11 protein-coding genes and 1 pseudogene are annotated in these 17,270 nt (G+C 40.1%); 5 read left to right on the forward strand and 7 right to left on the reverse strand.

Annotated features, from left to right (window positions below; translation table 11 throughout):
• The 4 genes and pseudogenes from ACC612_RS08505 to ade all read left to right on the forward strand — a co-directional run.
• Positions 1 to 185: pseudogene (locus tag ACC612_RS08505) on the forward strand (hypothetical protein); the annotation flags it as partial.
• A gap of 502 nt (positions 186 to 687) precedes the next feature.
• A complete protein-coding gene (locus ACC612_RS08510) occupies positions 688 to 867 on the forward strand; it encodes a hypothetical protein (RefSeq protein WP_371854104.1) in 180 nt (59 codons plus the stop codon).
• A gap of 188 nt (positions 868 to 1,055) precedes the next feature.
• Positions 1,056 to 2,699, forward strand: coding sequence for a S8 family peptidase (locus ACC612_RS08515; protein ID WP_371854105.1), 1,644 nt, complete (start codon positions 1,056 to 1,058; stop codon positions 2,697 to 2,699).
• 221 nt (positions 2,700 to 2,920) lie between these two features.
• A complete protein-coding gene (ade, locus tag ACC612_RS08520) occupies positions 2,921 to 4,573 on the forward strand; it encodes an adenine deaminase (protein WP_371854106.1) in 1,653 nt (550 codons plus the stop codon).
• Between the two features lie 60 nt (positions 4,574 to 4,633).
• Here ade and pylD read toward each other — a convergent pair whose 3' ends face one another.
• From pylD to ACC612_RS08555, 7 genes are all read right to left on the reverse strand, one after another.
• Complete coding sequence (gene pylD / locus ACC612_RS08525; protein WP_371854107.1) at positions 4,634 to 5,413, reverse strand: 3-methylornithyl-N6-L-lysine dehydrogenase PylD; 780 nt, start codon at positions 5,411 to 5,413, stop codon at positions 4,634 to 4,636.
• Positions 5,414 to 6,505, reverse strand: a complete 1,092-nt coding sequence (gene pylC, locus ACC612_RS08530; protein WP_371854108.1) for a 3-methylornithine--L-lysine ligase PylC — start codon at positions 6,503 to 6,505, stop codon at positions 5,414 to 5,416.
• Positions 6,502 to 7,560, reverse strand: a complete 1,059-nt coding sequence (gene pylB / locus ACC612_RS08535) for a methylornithine synthase PylB (RefSeq protein WP_371854109.1) — start codon at positions 7,558 to 7,560, stop codon at positions 6,502 to 6,504. The genes pylC and pylB overlap by 4 nt, the downstream gene beginning before the upstream one ends.
• A gap of 10 nt (positions 7,561 to 7,570) precedes the next feature.
• Entirely contained in the window at positions 7,571 to 8,866 is a 1,296-nt protein-coding gene (gene pylS, locus ACC612_RS08540; protein ID WP_371854110.1) for a pyrrolysine--tRNA(Pyl) ligase, read from the reverse strand.
• Positions 8,867 to 9,282: 416 nt separating this feature from the next.
• Entirely contained in the window at positions 9,283 to 11,214 is a 1,932-nt protein-coding gene (locus ACC612_RS08545) for a hydantoinase/oxoprolinase N-terminal domain-containing protein (RefSeq protein WP_371854111.1), read from the reverse strand.
• A 52-nt stretch (positions 11,215 to 11,266) separates the two neighbouring features.
• Positions 11,267 to 13,210 carry a hydantoinase/oxoprolinase N-terminal domain-containing protein gene (locus ACC612_RS08550; protein WP_371854112.1) on the reverse strand — a complete coding sequence of 648 codons (1,944 nt, stop codon included), beginning with the start codon at positions 13,208 to 13,210 and terminating at the stop codon, positions 11,267 to 11,269.
• The gene (locus ACC612_RS08555) at positions 13,211 to 14,014 is read right to left on the reverse strand and encodes a DUF1638 domain-containing protein (protein WP_371854113.1); all 804 of its coding nucleotides are present in this window, start codon (positions 14,012 to 14,014) and stop codon (positions 13,211 to 13,213) included.
• Positions 14,015 to 14,435: 421 nt separating this feature from the next.
• On the opposite strand from ACC612_RS08555, the gene ACC612_RS08560 reads away from it, so the two are divergent.
• Positions 14,436 to 16,991, forward strand: a complete 2,556-nt coding sequence (locus tag ACC612_RS08560; RefSeq protein WP_371854225.1) for a PAS domain S-box protein — start codon at positions 14,436 to 14,438, stop codon at positions 16,989 to 16,991.
• Positions 16,992 to 17,270: the final 279 nt, after the last annotated feature.

The following is a 17,270-nucleotide window of genomic DNA, read 5'->3' on the forward strand; positions in this document are numbered from 1 at the left end:
GTGAAGAAATTAAGGCAAAAAACTACTGGAATCAAGTAAAAGAGGTTAAAATCAAGTTATTGATACATAACCTTGACAGGCATGTCAAAGTTATATGTATTGCTCAAATGAGGATTTCTACAAAGCCCATTTTTAGAACTTATAAAATATCCTCAAGTTTTCATCCCCAAGGTAGTTATTCATAATTAGATTTTCATCTATCAGATGAAATCAAGGATCACTTTGAACATCAAGATAACTATCTCAAATTTAAAAAAAGGAAACTAAAACGATGTGTTTATATTGGGAGCATTGTTATTTGACAGAAAATAGCCTACCGATGGGCAGTAAAAAAAGAGGGATAAAACGGATTTCTTAAAATGGAAATGTGAAGTATGGCAGAATTGCTCCCTTCGCCAGTACAATTTGCCATCTCAGGATGCTTGCACCCATCCAAATAAAGTAAAATATTGCTGCATGGGGAATTGTCCAATGATTTCAACTCAAGAGAGTTCAAAATATTCGCTTTAATCATTCCTTTTATTGTTGAGAACATTTTAAGTTTCTGTGGGAATCCTTGTTTTTCAAGCAAATAAGTAAGTTGAAATTATTCTCAAATCGTTTTTCTACGCACTTTGTTTTTTATTTACTGAATTTACAATGAAATCCTTATCTTCTTACACTGCTATTTTCTTATAGGGGGTAAAAATGAACATAGTCGTTACTTGCTATAATTGTCAAAAAGAGTTTTTTGCAGTTGCAACCAGTCTTCAGTTCATCCGCCGTTGTCCCAACTGCTTCAAGATGAACAGGGTCAGAACAATCATTAATGGGAAAGCCTACGGTGAAGATGAACTGGCCTCATTGCTCTCTGTAGATTCATATTGATCTACATGCTATTTTTATTACCTCATTTTGATAGATAAGTTGCATAGAGATCTCTCTGCTATTAGGCTTTTTGAATCCTTCCTCCATTGCTTAAGAAAAAAAGGTTTTTGAAAACAATTCCTATCGAAAATCTTATTTACTCAACACTGAAACGTTATTATATCGAATTAAGTGTGGGGTGTGGTAAAATGAAATTACATATTGGAAACTGGATACTTACATTGATTGTTGTCTGCTCAATGATAATGCTAGCAGTACCAGCATCAGCACTGGTAGATGCAAGCTCAGATGACATACTAGAAAAAAGTGTAGATGTTAAGGATACTGAAAAGTACGTACCTGGCGAGATACTTGTCAAATTCAAGCCCGGACTTTCGGATAAAGAAATCAAGGATATCAACGCTAAACATGAGACCTCTGTCCTGTATACAAGCCCGTATGCAGGCTTCAAGACACTGAAGGTTCCAAAGACCAAGACTGTCGAAGAGATGGCCGAGATTTATAGCAAGAACCCAAATGTCGAATATGCAGTGCCAAATTATCTCATGTATGCGACCGGGTTCGTGCCTAACGACTATTATTATGATTTACAATGGAACTTCAACTCCCAACATGGCATAAATGTCGAGCAAGCATGGCCTCTTTCTACAGGACGCGGTGTGGTTGTTGCTGTGATTGATACCGGAGTTAAAAAGACTGCTCCTGACCTTGCAAATACTAAAATCCTTTCAGGTTATGATTTTGTAAATCGTGATACTAACCCTGATGATGACAATGGTCATGGAACGCATGTGACTGGGACCATAGCCCAGAGTACAAACAACGGAATAGGAGTTGCAGGCGTAGCTTATGGTTGTACGATAATGCCTGTAAAGGTGTTGAATGCAAAAGGAAGTGGAACCCTGAGCCAGCTTGTAGACGGGGTATCTTATGCCAGCAATAACGGGGCAGATGTGATAAGCATGAGCTTGGGATTCCCCCCTTCTGTAACTGCAGAGAGTTTGATACCGCTTGGGAATGCAATTAATTCTGCAGACAGCAAGAATATTGTCATCGTGGCTGCTGCAGGTAATGATGGAATTTCAACTGTTGGGTATCCGGCAGCCTATGAGGAATGTATAGCCGTTGGTGCAACCAGATATGATGGAACCCGCGCATATTACTCCAACTACGGAGATGCACTTGACATAATGGCACCTGGAGGAGACTTGAATGTAGACCAAAGCGGTGATGGTTATGGGGATGGTATACTACAAAATACTTTCAACCCAAAAACTGGAACATTCAGTTATTACTTCTATCAGGGAACTTCAATGGCAACACCACACGTCTCTGGTGTTGCAGCCTTGCTGATAGCAGATGGAGTCAAACCAGAAAATGTGCGGACAGCAATAGAGTCAACTGCAAATATGGATACTACGGCTGGATATGGATGTGGTATAGTGGATGCATATCAAGCACTTTACGATTATTCCCCAATTTCAGGACCAACTGACCAGGTATCAATCGAGGATGTGACAGTAACCTGTACCCCAAGGACAGTCAGAAAGAATACATTAGTAACTGCAAAAGCCACCATAACAATAGTTGATACAAGTAAAACGCCAGCTGTCCCAATTCAAGGAGCAACCGTTTCAGGTAAATGGAGTGGTGCAACCACTGATTCGGATATCGGTCTTACAGATAGCTCTGGACAAGTAATTTTCTATTCCAATGAAGTAAAGGTACTCAGTACTGCAAAATTCACTTTCACGGTGAATGATATATCTGTACCTTATACAATCCCATGGGACGGAGCCGGAGCATCTAATTCAATAACTTACCCTAAATAAACAAAACAGATAGGACCACACCAATGGTCCTGTTTACTTTTTTTACAGCGAATATCATATTGAATTGAAGTTAATTTTATAATTATTGTAACAAATGTGATTCATGTACCAGCATCTTGCAGAAATCCTTAACCGTCACTGTTTAGATATTTCCATAGGAAAAGATAATCAGGAAGCTGCTGGGGAAAATAAATAAAAACTCTTAAACCAAAACACACTGTATGAAAACGATTAAAGGAAAACTGGTTGATATTATTCAAAGGGATATTTATAATGCCATCATCAGTATCGAGGATGGGAAAATACAAAATATCCAAAAGACAGGAGAGGAGTTTGATGGGTATCTGCTGCCCGGATTTATAGATTCCCACGTACACATTGAAAGCTCAATGCTCAAACCTTCTGAATTTGCCAAAATGGCTGTCAAACATGGTACTGTTGCTACTGTTTCCGATCCTCATGAAATAGCTAATGTATGTGGTCTTGAAGGAATTTTTTATATGATAAAGGAAGCTGAAAAAGTACCTGTAAAGATACATTTTACTGCTCCAAGCTGTGTGCCTGCAACCGTATTTGAGAACACAGGTCACAGTTTATCATCAAAGGAAATAGAAATCCTGATGAACGAGCCCAAAATAGTTGCATTAGGTGAAATGATGAACTATCCTGGTGTACTGGGCGATGACCCTGAGGTATATGCCAAGATCAAAGCTGCGCTTGACTCAGATAAACCTGTTGATGGTCATGCACCTGAGCTTGGAGGAGAGGAACTTAAAAAATACATTCATGCAGGAATCAGCACAGACCATGAATGTACCCGGCTGGAAGAAGCCCTGGAAAAAATAGAGAATGGAATGCATATCCTGATAAGGGAAGGTTCCGCAGCACAAAACTTCGATACTCTTCATCCTCTTATCGCTAAGTACCCTGAATCATGTATGTTCTGCACAGATGACTGTCATCCTGATTCTCTTGAACAGGGGCATATAAATACACTTGTGTCCAGAGCCATAGCTGCAGGTCATAATCTCTTCGATGTATTAAGGGTTTCTTCCTACAATGCATCAAAACACTATGGGATCAATACGGGGATGCTGCAACCAGGAGATCCGGCAGATTTCGTAATTGTCAATTCTCTGGATAAAATGGATGTTATTGCAACCTATATAGACGGAAAACCTGTATTTGAAAATAGTAAGGTACAGTTTCAGACATCTACATCAAAACCGGTCAATAATTTCAAATTAAATAAAGAGATCAGACCAGAACAACTGGAAGTATGCTCGGATGCCAGTCTTTTTAAAATTATACAGGCTTTTGATGGTTCACTTTTCACAGATATGTTGGAATACCAGCTTCCAAAGAAAAAAGGCAAGGTGCTTGTAGATTCTGCAAACGGGATCAACAAGATAGCAGTAATCAACCGTTATACGGAAGATCCTGTGCCTTCTATTGGATTTATAAAGGGTTTTGATATCAACAAAGGGGCAATAGCTTCTACAGTAGCCCATGATTCCCACAACATCATAGCCATAGGAACGGATGATGTAGATATAGCTCGGGTAATCAACAAGCTTGTTGGGTCAAGGGGTGGCTTGGCTCTCTCAGATGGAGTCGATATATATCATCTTCCTCTGTCGGTTGCTGGGTTGATCTCAGATGAAAAAGCGAGTAATGTTATCGAAGCCTATAAAGTGCTGAATGAAAAAGTCCACCAGATCGGATGTAACTTGAACTCAGCTTTTATGACAATGTCGTTTATGGCATTATTGGTAATTCCAAAGTTTAAGATAAGTGACAAAGGCTTATTTGATGTATCTGAGTTCAAATTGACAGCCTTGGAAAAGGATACTGGAAATACAACACATTTCTAAATCGTTTCCCCTGCTTTTCCAGAATCAGGTTTCAAATAAAAATGAAAGAGAAAAATGAGGTCATACTACCGAATATAACATCGATGCGACCCCGATGAAGAGTGGCTCCATGACGAGATCCACTCTGTATTTCTTTCCGACTTCTTCAGGTAATCCACAGGGTATTCCCGGTGTTGAGACCAGACATCTCTCTGCGATCATACCTTCAGTAATGGTATTTGCATTGGGTGTTGCCTCGAAGACCATTGAAAATTTCTTGCGGTCTTCCTTGCAGTATTCCTTTATCCCAAGCTCATGAGCTGCTTTCTCCAGAAAGTTCCTGTTTGGGTCACAGGCATAAACATTGAAACCCTTTTCAGCAAGATGTTTAGCTCCTGCATATCCCACTCTTCCAAGACCTACTACCAGGATCTCACTTGAACCCGCGTCCTTGAACCTGGAAGCTATCTCTGAGTAGATTATGCCTGTTGCTTCATGATTGGTGACAACCTTTCCGTCCTTTAGGTTGTGAGCTATGAAAAGATGGTCATCGGCCATCAATAATATGTCTGCACCTTCGCTTATGGCTTCATAATATCCTGCTACGTCCGTATGCTGGGTAATAAATCCTTCAAGTCCGAGGCGCTGGACTATGAAAAGCAGGGAAGAGGAGAAATTGCTTATCACTCCGTTTCCTGCGGTTATGGGTATTATACCCACCTTTTCCGACCCCAGGTCTTTTCCATAGATGTCCTTGCATATATCCGTTAGTTTGCTTCCTGTAACTCTTTCAATGGTGTATTCTACCTCTTGAAATTTGCTAGAGAGATTGTCCAGATCCTCAGGTGTGAGCAATGCCATTCATACCACCTCCTGCTCTGGTGCTGTGAGTATCATTTCATGTGCCTTTTTCCTGTTCATCTCGGCACTCTCCTGATCTGCACCCCAGGTCACAACCGTGAATGCTTTGTGTTCTCCATCACGCTGGAATATTTCCATACCTTCGGATTCATGGATTGGCCTGTAGTTCTTTCCCATAGAGAGAATATGCTCACCTATGGGCAAAAGTTTGCCATCTTTCAGAATAAGGTGTTCGTATATGCAGTAGTTACCCTCCGGTGCTTGTGTCATTTCCTGGACACCTTCAGTAAAAGCCTGCATCAGCAGTTCCAAGAGATTCACTCCTGATGAATGATACACAGCTGTAGGTGTCTGGCTGGGGAACCTGGCATCAATTTCCAGCACTTTCAAACCTTGTGGACTGTCAATTGCTTCCACATCCATGATACCTTTGAGCTTAAGATTACGGGCAAGCTCGTAGGTGATTTTTCTGAGTTCAGGGTTGTGGTCAATGGGTGTCACCATATGGCAGTCGTAGGTGTCATCTATATGCACCTTTGTTTCCTTCACCACTGCAAAATGTTCTCCGTCCCCCACAACTTCAAGGGATAACACGTCTCCTTCTACGTATTCTTCTATCAGTATAGTGGGATCAAGACCCTTCAGACCTTCATCGTCATAGATTATGGCTGTGCCTATACTGCTGCTCATGCAGGAGGGTTTTATGAAATATGGAGGATGGGTGGGTTTATCAGCAGGAGTTGGAATATCTATGGACCTGAAATATTCCTTAGATGTGTTCTTATCCCTGCTTATCCTGTATGCATCAAAATCAAAGAGTAATGGACATTGAAGTTTGTCCTTTATAGTTTCAAGGAAATCGATAGTGTCAAAATTTTCGTTGACAGGGATCATGGCATCTACGGTTTTTGATATCTCTATGAGTCTTTCGGGTTCTTCCGCAATGTCAAAACAGTGGAACGTATCCACAAGATGCTTTATGAATGCATCTTTGTTCCTGTCTACCAATACAACTCCCATGCTCGCTTTTCTGGCATGGTATGCAGTTTCAAAGCCCTGTAGCTTGCCTCCGATCAGGCATATCTGCTTCATGCCACCACTCCCAATATCCTGTTGAAATCTGACTGTGCGGCTGGTTCCATACCCATAGTCCTGAGCTTTTCTACTACGCTCTTTGGGTCTCTTTTCCTCTCTTCATGTTTTCGATCATAGTTTGCCACTCCTTCAAGGGAAGAGTCGGAGGGGATTATGGATGTAACCACGTTGGCACCTGCATTAAGGCGGTATACCATGCCTTCGATGCCTTCTACGTCCAAAGATGCTGGTATCAGTCTGTTGGGGAACATCAGCCTTAGCACTGATATTATCTTAAGTTCTGACAGGTTTGATTCCTGTACTTTTTTCTCAAGAGGTGTTCCCTCCTGGGGAATGAAGGTCATAACCCGGACCATTTGAGGATTGTCTTTTGCCATACCCTTAAGAGAAATGATGGTGGATTCTACATCATTACCTACACCCGTAAGCAGTCCGTCCTCTACACAGTAACCTATCTTCTGAGCGAATTCACGGGCATGGATGCGGTCTGAGAAGGATTGCCCAACTCTCAGGTTCTTATAAAGTTCTTCGTCGTAAGTTTCCTGATACAGGGCAAGGAAGTTAGCTCCATGTCCACGAAGCATTTCCAGTGTTTTATCATCCAGCACACCAGGCGAGACCATAATGGGGAGATTAAGTTCCTCCTTTACGATGTCTATGACTTTGGCGAATCGGGAGGGTTCTTCATAGAAATAAGGATCTTCTCCCATGGTAAGGTCCACCATGTGGATCTGCTCTCCTTTAAGCTGCTTGCATATGTTGCGGATATCCTCCAGTTCCAGTCTGTACCTGTTGATCTTATTCATTGTGTTGTAGTAGCAAAATGCACATCTGTTCTTGCAGTGTGTGGAAAAGTAAACAAAACTGTACAGGAATACCTTGTTCCCGAAGTAGTGGTCTCTCACTTTCCTCGCAACGTAATGAAGCTTTTCAAGTTCCATACTGTCGTTTATCAAAAGCATTTTTCGAAGATCGTCATCAGATAACTGCATCCCATCTATGATATTTTGTGCATATTTGTCAAGCTCGTTATTGTCCATATTAGTAAACATTGAGATCACCTCATAGGTTCGTACTTATGCCATTGTAGTAATTTTCACAACGGGCTGCTCTTTTAATGGTCTTGAAATTGTGCATGACCTTAAGCAGTCTTTCCAGTCCGAATCCGGCTCCCATCCAGGGTTTGTTTATACCCCAGTCTATGTCCTGAGGGATGGGTCCTACAACTGCAGAGGAGAGTTCCATGTCTTTATGGAGCACATCTATAGTTTCTCCATATACCATGCAGTTATCAGAGACAATCTCATGTTCTATGTTCAGGAAGTCCAGAAAATCCTGAATGAGAAGTATCAGGTTTTCCCGGGTGCATTTTGATCCCATCTGGCAGAAGTTGAGCATTGTGAACTCTTCAAGGTGGCTCTTACCATCAGATTCCTTCCTGTAACAAGGTCCTATCTCGAATATGCGTATAGGATCAGGAAGGACGTTATCGAACTTGTACAGATAATTATAAAGGCCAGGGGCAAGCATGGGGCGAAGGCACATGTTTTCATCCACGCGGAATATCTGCTGGGAAAGTTTCGTATCTTCACCGACTCCCATTCTTTCCATATACTCGAAAGGTATCAGAATAGGAGATTTAATCTCCATGAAACCTCTGTCTACAAAGAATTCAGTTATCTGGCGCTCCAGTTTTCCCAGAAGGTTTTCCCTGCTGTCTTCATACACTTCACGCAGGTCTTCTTTTCTTTTGTTAATGAGGGTGACTTCAAGTTCCTGGAATGAACGCTTCTCTTTTGAGAAGGAAATCATTTCATCAGGCCCAAGCAGCGAGACTATTCTGTCCTTCTGGCTCTGGGTGAAACCTGCATCTTTTGTTTTTGTACCAGAAGTTACGGGTTTCTTAGATGTATTTATATTTTGGCCTTCTACCCTTTTTTCAGTTTTCTTCTGAGCCTGCATCATAGGAGGTATTTCAGACTGAACTCTAGGGATGGGTGGAACAGAGACCACTGGTCTCTCAGCTTGAACAGGAATAGACACATTTACAGATGATGGAATTTCTGTTACTCTTACAGATTTCGTTTTACTTTCCTTGGATGTTTTCTGCAAGAACTCATTGACCTTCATGTCAGAAACGCGACAGTGTTTGCAGGGTTTTTTGAACTTCCTAAGTCTCAGAGACCTTGCCGAGCGGCTGGACCTCGAGTTCCTAATGTCAAAAGTCTCTCCACAATCGGTAACTATATGAATAAAACGTTGAGATACATTAAATTCCCGTATGCTATGCAGCAATCCGGTTCTTGATACCCACATATCAGTATCATTAATTAAGGATTCAAGTAATTTTTTCTTCATGCTTTCAGCTCCTTTATACGCTACGACCGTTCAAGAATCTCCTATAAGCCCATGTAGAGCAATGTCCAGTTGTTCTCTTTCTTCAGTGACATTTTACTTTACCTTCTTTGTATTAATTAAGATTATATTCATGTCACTCAGTCCTCTATTTATATTTTTTGCTAGGAAAAAGTAGTATTTATATTTGTCCAACAGTTTGATGAAAGAACAATAGCAAAAATACAGATTGCAAAATAGAGATGAATCAATATTTAGAGGAATGGAAATGGCGGAAACCCCGGGAATTTAACCCGGCTGAACGGATTTAGAGTCCATTTGATCAACCTGATCCGGTTTCCATTTAGTAAAGAGTAATCCTTCAACCTACTATTTATATTTTGCGTTTGCACGGGTTATGTCAAAATAAGGGAAGAAGATCAAGATCTATTATTGATCCTGAGGCTTCCCACTCCCAGAAATACAAGCTTTGTTTCTATGGGGATGGGGCTGCCTTCATGCAGCGTTATATCTTCTCTGGACATGTCTATTTTTACATCGCTCCAATCCATGTCTGCTTCCCTCATGTACTCCATAACCAGGTTTTCACCCATGTTCTCAGCATACTTTAGGGCTTCTCCATGAGTCGAAAACTCCTCGAATCCTCCGGGTGTGAAGACAAGGAAAAGTCTCTGTTTCTCTCTATACACAGCTTTAATAAGAACTTCGACCCGTTTGACACCCTGACCTACCAATGCACCTACAGCGTTACCCACTTCCGCAAAAGGTGGCAGTATTATCTCTGCATCGATGATATTTTGCATCTTTTCCACATAAGCCCTTACAGGTCCTCCGAGAAGTACCACAGGTACTGATAGCCTGAACTTAGAAAAGAAATCACCCCTTAGTATCTTTTCTATCTCTTTACTGTCGACTCCCTTAAGCATAAAGGACATCAGGTTCAAGGCCATATTATATGCAACTTCTTTCTTTATGTGCTCCGCGAGTTCCTCCTCGCTTATATGCACAAGTCTTGACATAATAGTTGCACCTATAACTGAAGCTTCCCTGTCCCATTCATTGTAGTCACCCAATACATGCAAAGCATCTGTGGGTGTGAATCCAATGGCTTGTACAAGCCTCTTCTGTATGAGATAGTCCAGATGTTCTACTGAAACAGGACGCCCGAATTTCCAATAAATATCGCTTATGCATACTGGTTCTTTGCCAATTGTATTGAGTATTTCCTGTTCATAGGGACTTATCTTTACGGGTTCCTTTCCTGTACGCACAAAGAACTTTGTGGGTTGCACATTTTCCCCCAGCTCTACTCTTGCAGGGGTGCGTCCTATTTTTAAAGTGTCTTTAAAACCAGGATACTGCACAGCAGCAACGCATAATGGTATTACCCGGCGAGGACCTATGTTTAACTTCCTGTTTTTAATCCATACGTGACTGTCTCCTCCCATAGCGGAAGTTTCCATCCGGATAGCTTTCACTTTCGTATTCCAGCCACCCACTTTAGCGCCTTCCTCACAAAGTTCGGGCAGTCCTTTATACAGCAGGGAAACATCAGTACTCGTACCTCCTACATCTATTACTGCACATGTATCTCTCTCGGAAAGGAAAGACGCTCCTATAAGGCTTGCTGCAGGTCCTGTAAATATGGATTCTATGGGTCTTTCTATGGCTTCTTTGATGTTTATCAGCGAACCATCACATTTCAGCATCATGAGCTTTGCATTAATACCTCTTCTCTCAATGTCAGAAATAATGGCGTTTATGAACTGTGTGGCTATGGGTATAAGCTGGGCGTTGAGGTATGCTGTTACACCTCTTTCATAGGCTCCCAGACTCTGGGATAGTTCATGCCCACATACTACAGGCATGCCCGTAGTTTTTACTATGTAATCTTTTATATGAATTTCATGTTCAGGGTTTCGCACGCTGAAATAAGAAGAAACTGCAAAAGCAGATACTTCATCCTTTACTTTTTCCACAAACTCTTTCACTGTATCCATATCAAGAGCGGCCGCTTCGGCTCCGGTTGCAGTATGTCCTCCTTGAACCATGATATATTCTTCAATAGATGTTTCTTCAGGCACCACATAATTGCCGACAAGAATCAGGCCTACAGGATAGCCTGTTTTCTCAAGTATCGTATTGGTTGCAAGAGTTGTAGAAACTGAGACAAGCTTTATGTCCTTCAAGTATTTTGGATCCAGGCCATCAATAGCGTTTTCAATACCAGTGATCACTTCAGGATAAGTTGTAAGGGCTTTGTGTGAAGCCACAACTTTCCTATCAGAGTTTCTTATAATAACTGCATCAGTGTAAGTACCACCTGCATCAATACCCAGACTATATTGCATTTCTCCTCCCGTCTTAAATCCTGAATTTGATTCAAATGCTTTTGATGGCTGTTCAGTTGTTCACTTCGCCTTTTACTATCCCTACTCCAAGGAAATCTAGTTTTGTTTCCAGAGGTGTGATGCCATCCTCCACGCTTATGTCCGTACGGCTCATGTCTATCTTCACTTTACTATTATCCAATCCGGAAAATGACATGTACTCCATCACAAGTTCAGCCCCAATCTTTTCTGCATGTTCCAAAGCTTCTGTATATGAGGAAAATTCTCTTCTGCCACCCGGATAGAAAACAATGTAAGCTTCAGGTTTCAGATTGTACTTTGACTCCGTGAGCGAGGCTTTTACGAGTACCTCAAGTCTTTTGATACCTTTACCCATAAGTGCTCCCACAGCGTTTCCTACACTGGAATGTTCAGGAACAACGATAATAGATTCTATATATTTCCCAAGGTCATTCTTGTAGGCAGTTACTGGTCCTCCCAGTAATACCACGGGCATTTTCACTTTGATACCTGCAGCAAAGTTCCCTTTGATTATATTTTTTATTTCTTCTCTGTCCACGCCTTCAAGAAGAAAGGCAGCCAGGTTCAGAGCCATATTAAATGCCACTTGTTCCTTCACATTGGAACATAATTTCAACTTATCAATACCTGTGAATGTGGCTAGTACTTCTGCACCTATTTCTGCTGCTTCCGCATCCCATTGGTCATATTCTCCCAAAACATGAAGAGCATCAGTGGGAGTAAAACCTATGGTTTTCACAAGTCTTTTCTGGATAAGCATATCCATAGTCATGGGGCTTGGCATGCGGTCCTCGTTCCAGTATATCTCACTTACTGAAGAGGGCCTCTCGCTAAGACGTTTGAAAAGATCTTTTTCCTCAGGACTAAGTTCATCCGGCTTTTTTCCGCTCGTCATGAAAAATTTAGTAGGCTGTATGTTTTCCCCGATCTGGTTTCTGAGGATCGTTTGTTTCATCTTAAGTTTTTCTTTTATCTCCGGATATTTCATCGCAGCAAGGCATAAGGGCATGACCCTGCGAGGTCCTATATGGATCTCATGATTTAGCATCCACACATGACTGTCTCCTCCCATAGCGGAAGTTTCCATCTTTAGTGCCTTTACCTTTGTCTGCCATTTGCCTACAATTGCTCCTGAATTTGATATTTCAGGAAGGCCTTCAGATATCATAGAGACATCAGTGCTTGTCCCTCCTACATCAACTACTGCACAGGTTCTAAAGCCTGAAAGATGAGAAGCACCCAGTAAACTGGCGGCAGGACCTGAAAAAATAGATTCAATAGGTTTTCTAAGAGCTTCTTCTATGCCCACTACAGATCCATCACACTTGAGCATCATGAGCTTTGCTTCAATGTTCCTTCTTCTGATCTCTGCTGTCACAGCTACCATAAATTGATTAGCTATGGGTATCAACTGTGCATTCAGATAAGCTGTCACACCTCTGTCATAAGCTCCAAGGTCTTGGGACAGTTCATGTCCACAAACCACTGGCAGATCGGTAAATTTTATTATACTGTCCTTTACCTGTAGTTCATGCTCAGGGTTACGGACACTGAAATATGAGGAAACTGCAAAAGCAGAAACATTATCTTTAACTTTCAGGATGAATTCTTCAACTGACCGGATATTAAGGGGTTCAACTTCATTACCTGCACTGTTGTGGCCGCCGCTAACCTGTATACTATATTTTATTTTGTGATCGCTGGGAACATTTGCTTTTCCAATCAGTATTAAGCCGACAGGGTAACCGGTATTTTCAAGTATTGTGTTTGTTGCAAGGGTTGTTGAAACCGAGACCATCTTTACATTAGCCAAGAATGTTTGGTCAAGACCGTCTAAGGCATTTCTTATTCCATGGATAAGATCAGGATATGTTGTCAATGCCTTGTTTGTCTGCATAACTTTACCATCAGTATTACTGAGAACAACAGCATCAGTGTAAGTACCACCAGCATCAATGCCAAGACTATATTGCATTTATACGTTCTCCTTTTTCTTTAAAATGGCCTGTTTGGCTCTTTGATATGATTGCTCAACAATCTTCACTGTGCCTTCCATATTGACTATTTGAAAATCAAAGGTTTGAGCAAACTTTTCTACATTTTCATCGAAACTTTTCTCATAAGCAAGACCTGTATCAATCTTGCCTACTTTCTTATATCCTGAATAATCAAAAACTATCTTTATCATGGTAGTATTTTCAGGATCATTTGTGAGACGGGCAATAACCGCCATCTCCCTCCAGAAAGCAGCTCCCATAGGTGTGAGGAAATAAATACCATCTCCTCCGGCTTCTTTCAGGGCTTTAAGATAGTTTATTCTTCCTCCAAGGGAAGCACCTATACAATCATCGATGACCTCGCCGTCTTCTTCTCTCAGAATGTGCACAGGACAGGAAAGGTGTGCAAAGTCACTGTTTATATTGCCAAGGACATTTCCGCACAATCCGTAGAATATAAGAATAGTATCAGCATAATTGGACATGCTGCCAACTTCCTTGTAGACACTTTCCTTTAATAACTGGGGGGATGCATCAAGGGAAAAACCAAGGATATTTAAAACAAGGATATAATTTGTTTCTTTTTCTGTGTATGCCATATACTCTATTTCATTTGCTGAACAAACTGTATGAGGTATAGAATTATCGGACAATTTTCCAAGTATACCTGCAGCATCCGGGCTATCTTGAACTAAAACCTTTGTAATTTGAGAATCGTTTTTAATAAGATGTATGATCTCGTCCTCAAAGATCCTGCAGGCAATTATGCACATAAAAGTCATTGAGAGTCTCCGTAGACATTCTCCTTTAATTTCCAGTCTCTTTTTACTGACAAAACTCATAGTTAGAATTATGTATATATATTTTTTCATAGAGGCTGATTTAATGAGTTCTCTTTATGTAGCAATTTAGTCAAAGTGGAAAGTGTCAATAAAAATAAATATTTATACTTTTCCCTATCTTTTTATCAGTGAATAGATATTTCAAAAACGACAAATAAAATAAAAATGTTGCATGGATTTTGTTTTAATAATATGATCATAGTAGTTATTTATTTTATGTAATACAAAATGAATTTATACCACTACATTTTTACTCAACCCGAAATCTATATATATTTAGTTTTTTGTTTCTTAGATTGATCACAAATACTGTTTATATTTCCATAACGTAGAGACTTTTCGATCCAAGGCGGTAGTTATTATTTCCAAAAGTACAACACTTTTTGAGTATGAAAAGAAACGTGCTGAATATTATCTACCGGAGGATCCTGATACTCTAAAAAAACTAGAGGCATTATATAAAGTGAGCCCTGTGATCCCTTTCATGTGGAGAGTGGACGAAAGATGGTCAGTTGAATGGGTTTCTGCAAATATCACGCAATTTGGATACACTCCTGAGGAATTAATGTCAGATGAACTTGATTATGCTGATATTGTTCACCCAGATGATTATGAAAAGATTAGTTCAGAAGTCAAAAAACTTGTTAAGAAGGGCAATATATCTTATTTCACCCTTGTCTACAGGATTCTCACCAAATCCGGAGAAGTAAGATACGTAACTGAAAGGTCTCTTTTAAAGAGGGATGCCGATGGAAATATTTCACGTTTTCAGGGTCTAATAATTGATAATACCGAAAAAGAAAAAGTAGAACATACTTTGGAAGATTTAGAAAGAAAATATCATATATTATTTGAAAAAGCTCCTCTGGGTATCCTTTGTTTTGATGAGAATGGTACAATTATCAACTGCAATAATATCTGTTTAAAAATTATTGCTGCACCCAAAAACAGGGTATTAGGTCTTAACATCCTTCAATATGCAGGTGAAGGTCCTCTTAAAGCAGCTATTGATCTTGTATTCCTGGGAGAATCTGGTCATTTTGAAGGGGAATACATTTCTCCGGTGGGAAATAAATTTTCCATTAAGGCAGAGTTTTCTCCTATATTATCTGAAGGAGGTTCTTTTGTAGGGGGACTTGGGCTTATTCAGGATGTAACTGAACTTCAAGGGACTGAGGAACGTATCCATCTGAATGAAGCGCGTCTGGAAGCACTTCTTGAACTCTACGAAAGAAGTGAATCCTCGATATCAGAGATTGTAGAATTTGCTCTTGAAAAAGCTGTGAGATTAACACATAGCCAAATCGGTTATCTTGGTCTGCTACAAGAAGATGGAAAAAATCTGGAAATGTATGCATTTCCCTCACAGGAAACAAATGGTGAAATGAATTCTTGGGAATTCCCTGTAAAATCTGCCGGTATATGGGGAGAAGCTATCAGGGAAAGAGAACCTATCGTGAACAACAATTTCTTAAGGTCTGGTTTACTCAAAGATATTGATAAGGATATCAAGATTAGTCGTTATATAAACATACCTGTCCGGGATGGAGATCAAGTAGCAGCGGTTGCTGCCGTGGCCAATAAATTAGAAGATTATAATGGCTCGGATGTTAAGCAGCTTACATTACTTTTTGATGGAATGTGGAAACTTATACAAAGAAAACTTCTTGATGAGGAATTACTCGAGACGCGCAGGATACTTAAAGTTTTAGAATCTGTGATAAATGACAGTCCGGCAGTAGTCTTTATCTGGAGTCCTGAAAAAGATTGGCCAGTACAATTCGTTTCAAAGAACATAGAACGTTTTGGCTTTTCAGTTCAGGATTTCCTTTCAGGTAAAATGATATATGGTGACATGATTCACCCGGCAGATCTGGAGAAAGTACGTACAGAGGTAGCCAGGTGCTATAAAGAAGGATATTCTGATTTTAGCCAGGAGTATAGGGTTCTTACCAAATCAGGCGAGGTCAGATGGGTAGATGAAAGAACGCTTATCCATCATAATCCTCAGGGAGAGATAGATTTCCTTCAAGGTATTATTGTTGATATCACTGAACGAAAGCAGGCAACTAATTTTGTTCAGGTGGAATCTGATTTTGAAAATGTTCTCTCTTCAGGCGATAATCTGCAGGATATGTTTGAAAAAATACTTGATTTTGCTCTTCAGATCAAGGCTGTAGACTGCGGAGCTATCTACTTGATAGACAGTTCAAAAGGTAATTTTGAAATGATGGCTTATAGGGGATTATCTAAAAAGTTTGCAGATGCCTTAAGTCATTTTGGTCCTAATACTATTCAGGCAAGGCTTTTTACAACCGGTTATCCGGTATATAAATATTTTTCTGAGATTAGCGATATGATCAAAGAAGATCTTGATTATGAAGGTTTGCAGGCCATGGGCTTCATTCCGGTAATTAACAATGAAAAACTTATTGCTTCAATGATACTTGGTTCTCATAATGAATTGGAAATACCTGCAAATTCCAGAAATGTTATTGATACTATTGCAGACCAGTTAGGTTTGATCATAACTAGGTTCAAAGAAGGTACTCCGATCAAAAAAGATCAGAACGGGCTTCAAGATCTTTTCGATACAATGGATGATCTGATATTTATTATGGATATGGGTGGATTGATCATTCATGTCAATCATGCTTTGCAGAAATACTTAAAGTACTCCAGAAAAGATCTTTCTAAGATGGATTTCTTGGAACTTTTCCCTCCAGGGAAAGAAGAAGAAGTGCTTGAGAGTATTGATATTGAAGGTTTGATTTCGGGTAATTCATCCAGGTGCTATGTACCTCTTATGACCAAGGATCGTAATTTCTTGTCATCAGATACTAAGTTCTTTATCGGTAAGTGGGATGGACGAGAAGCTTTAATAGGTGTGTCCAGGCTATCGGCAAATCACAATTAAGTTCAATTGTCATTTGATCTGAGTTTTCAATGTCTGATCATTTGTACTTATTAATGGGTAATAAGGGTGTATTTTTCTGCGCTAACTGGTTTCCTACAAACTTATGCCTCTTATTTATACAGATCTGCAGGTAGAACCTGAGATCTTTGTAGCAGTACAATAAACAATATTCATTGCCTTCATTTTTCTCTATTTCTCTTTATGTGTTTCTTTTTCAGGAAAGCTCTTTGAAACAAGGTAACATAAAGTATTTATAGTTGTTCAAACCCATTAATTTAT

It is taken from the genome of Methanomethylovorans sp., assembly GCF_041447285.1.
In the GTDB taxonomy this organism is placed as follows: domain Archaea; phylum Halobacteriota; class Methanosarcinia; order Methanosarcinales; family Methanosarcinaceae; genus Methanomethylovorans.

What these genes read in the sequence shown, in the direction of transcription:
- ACC612_RS08510 (WP_371854104.1), top strand. Translation starts at nt 688, where the DNA reads ATGAACATAGTCGTTACTTGCTATAATTGTCAAAAAGAGTTTTTTGCA.
- ACC612_RS08515 (WP_371854105.1), top strand. Translation starts at nt 1,056, where the DNA reads ATGAAATTACATATTGGAAACTGGATACTTACATTGATTGTTGTCTGC.
- ade (WP_371854106.1), top strand. Translation starts at nt 2,921, where the DNA reads ATGAAAACGATTAAAGGAAAACTGGTTGATATTATTCAAAGGGATATT.
- pylD (WP_371854107.1), bottom strand. Translation starts at nt 5,413, where the DNA reads ATGGCATTGCTCACACCTGAGGATCTGGACAATCTCTCTAGCAAATTT.
- pylC (WP_371854108.1), bottom strand. Translation starts at nt 6,505, where the DNA reads ATGAAGCAGATATGCCTGATCGGAGGCAAGCTACAGGGCTTTGAAACT.
- pylB (WP_371854109.1), bottom strand. Translation starts at nt 7,560, where the DNA reads ATGTTTACTAATATGGACAATAACGAGCTTGACAAATATGCACAAAAT.
- pylS (WP_371854110.1), bottom strand. Translation starts at nt 8,866, where the DNA reads ATGAAGAAAAAATTACTTGAATCCTTAATTAATGATACTGATATGTGG.
- ACC612_RS08545 (WP_371854111.1), bottom strand. Translation starts at nt 11,214, where the DNA reads ATGCAATATAGTCTGGGTATTGATGCAGGTGGTACTTACACTGATGCA.
- ACC612_RS08550 (WP_371854112.1), bottom strand. Translation starts at nt 13,210, where the DNA reads ATGCAATATAGTCTTGGCATTGATGCTGGTGGTACTTACACTGATGCT.
- ACC612_RS08555 (WP_371854113.1), bottom strand. Translation starts at nt 14,014, where the DNA reads ATGACTTTTATGTGCATAATTGCCTGCAGGATCTTTGAGGACGAGATC.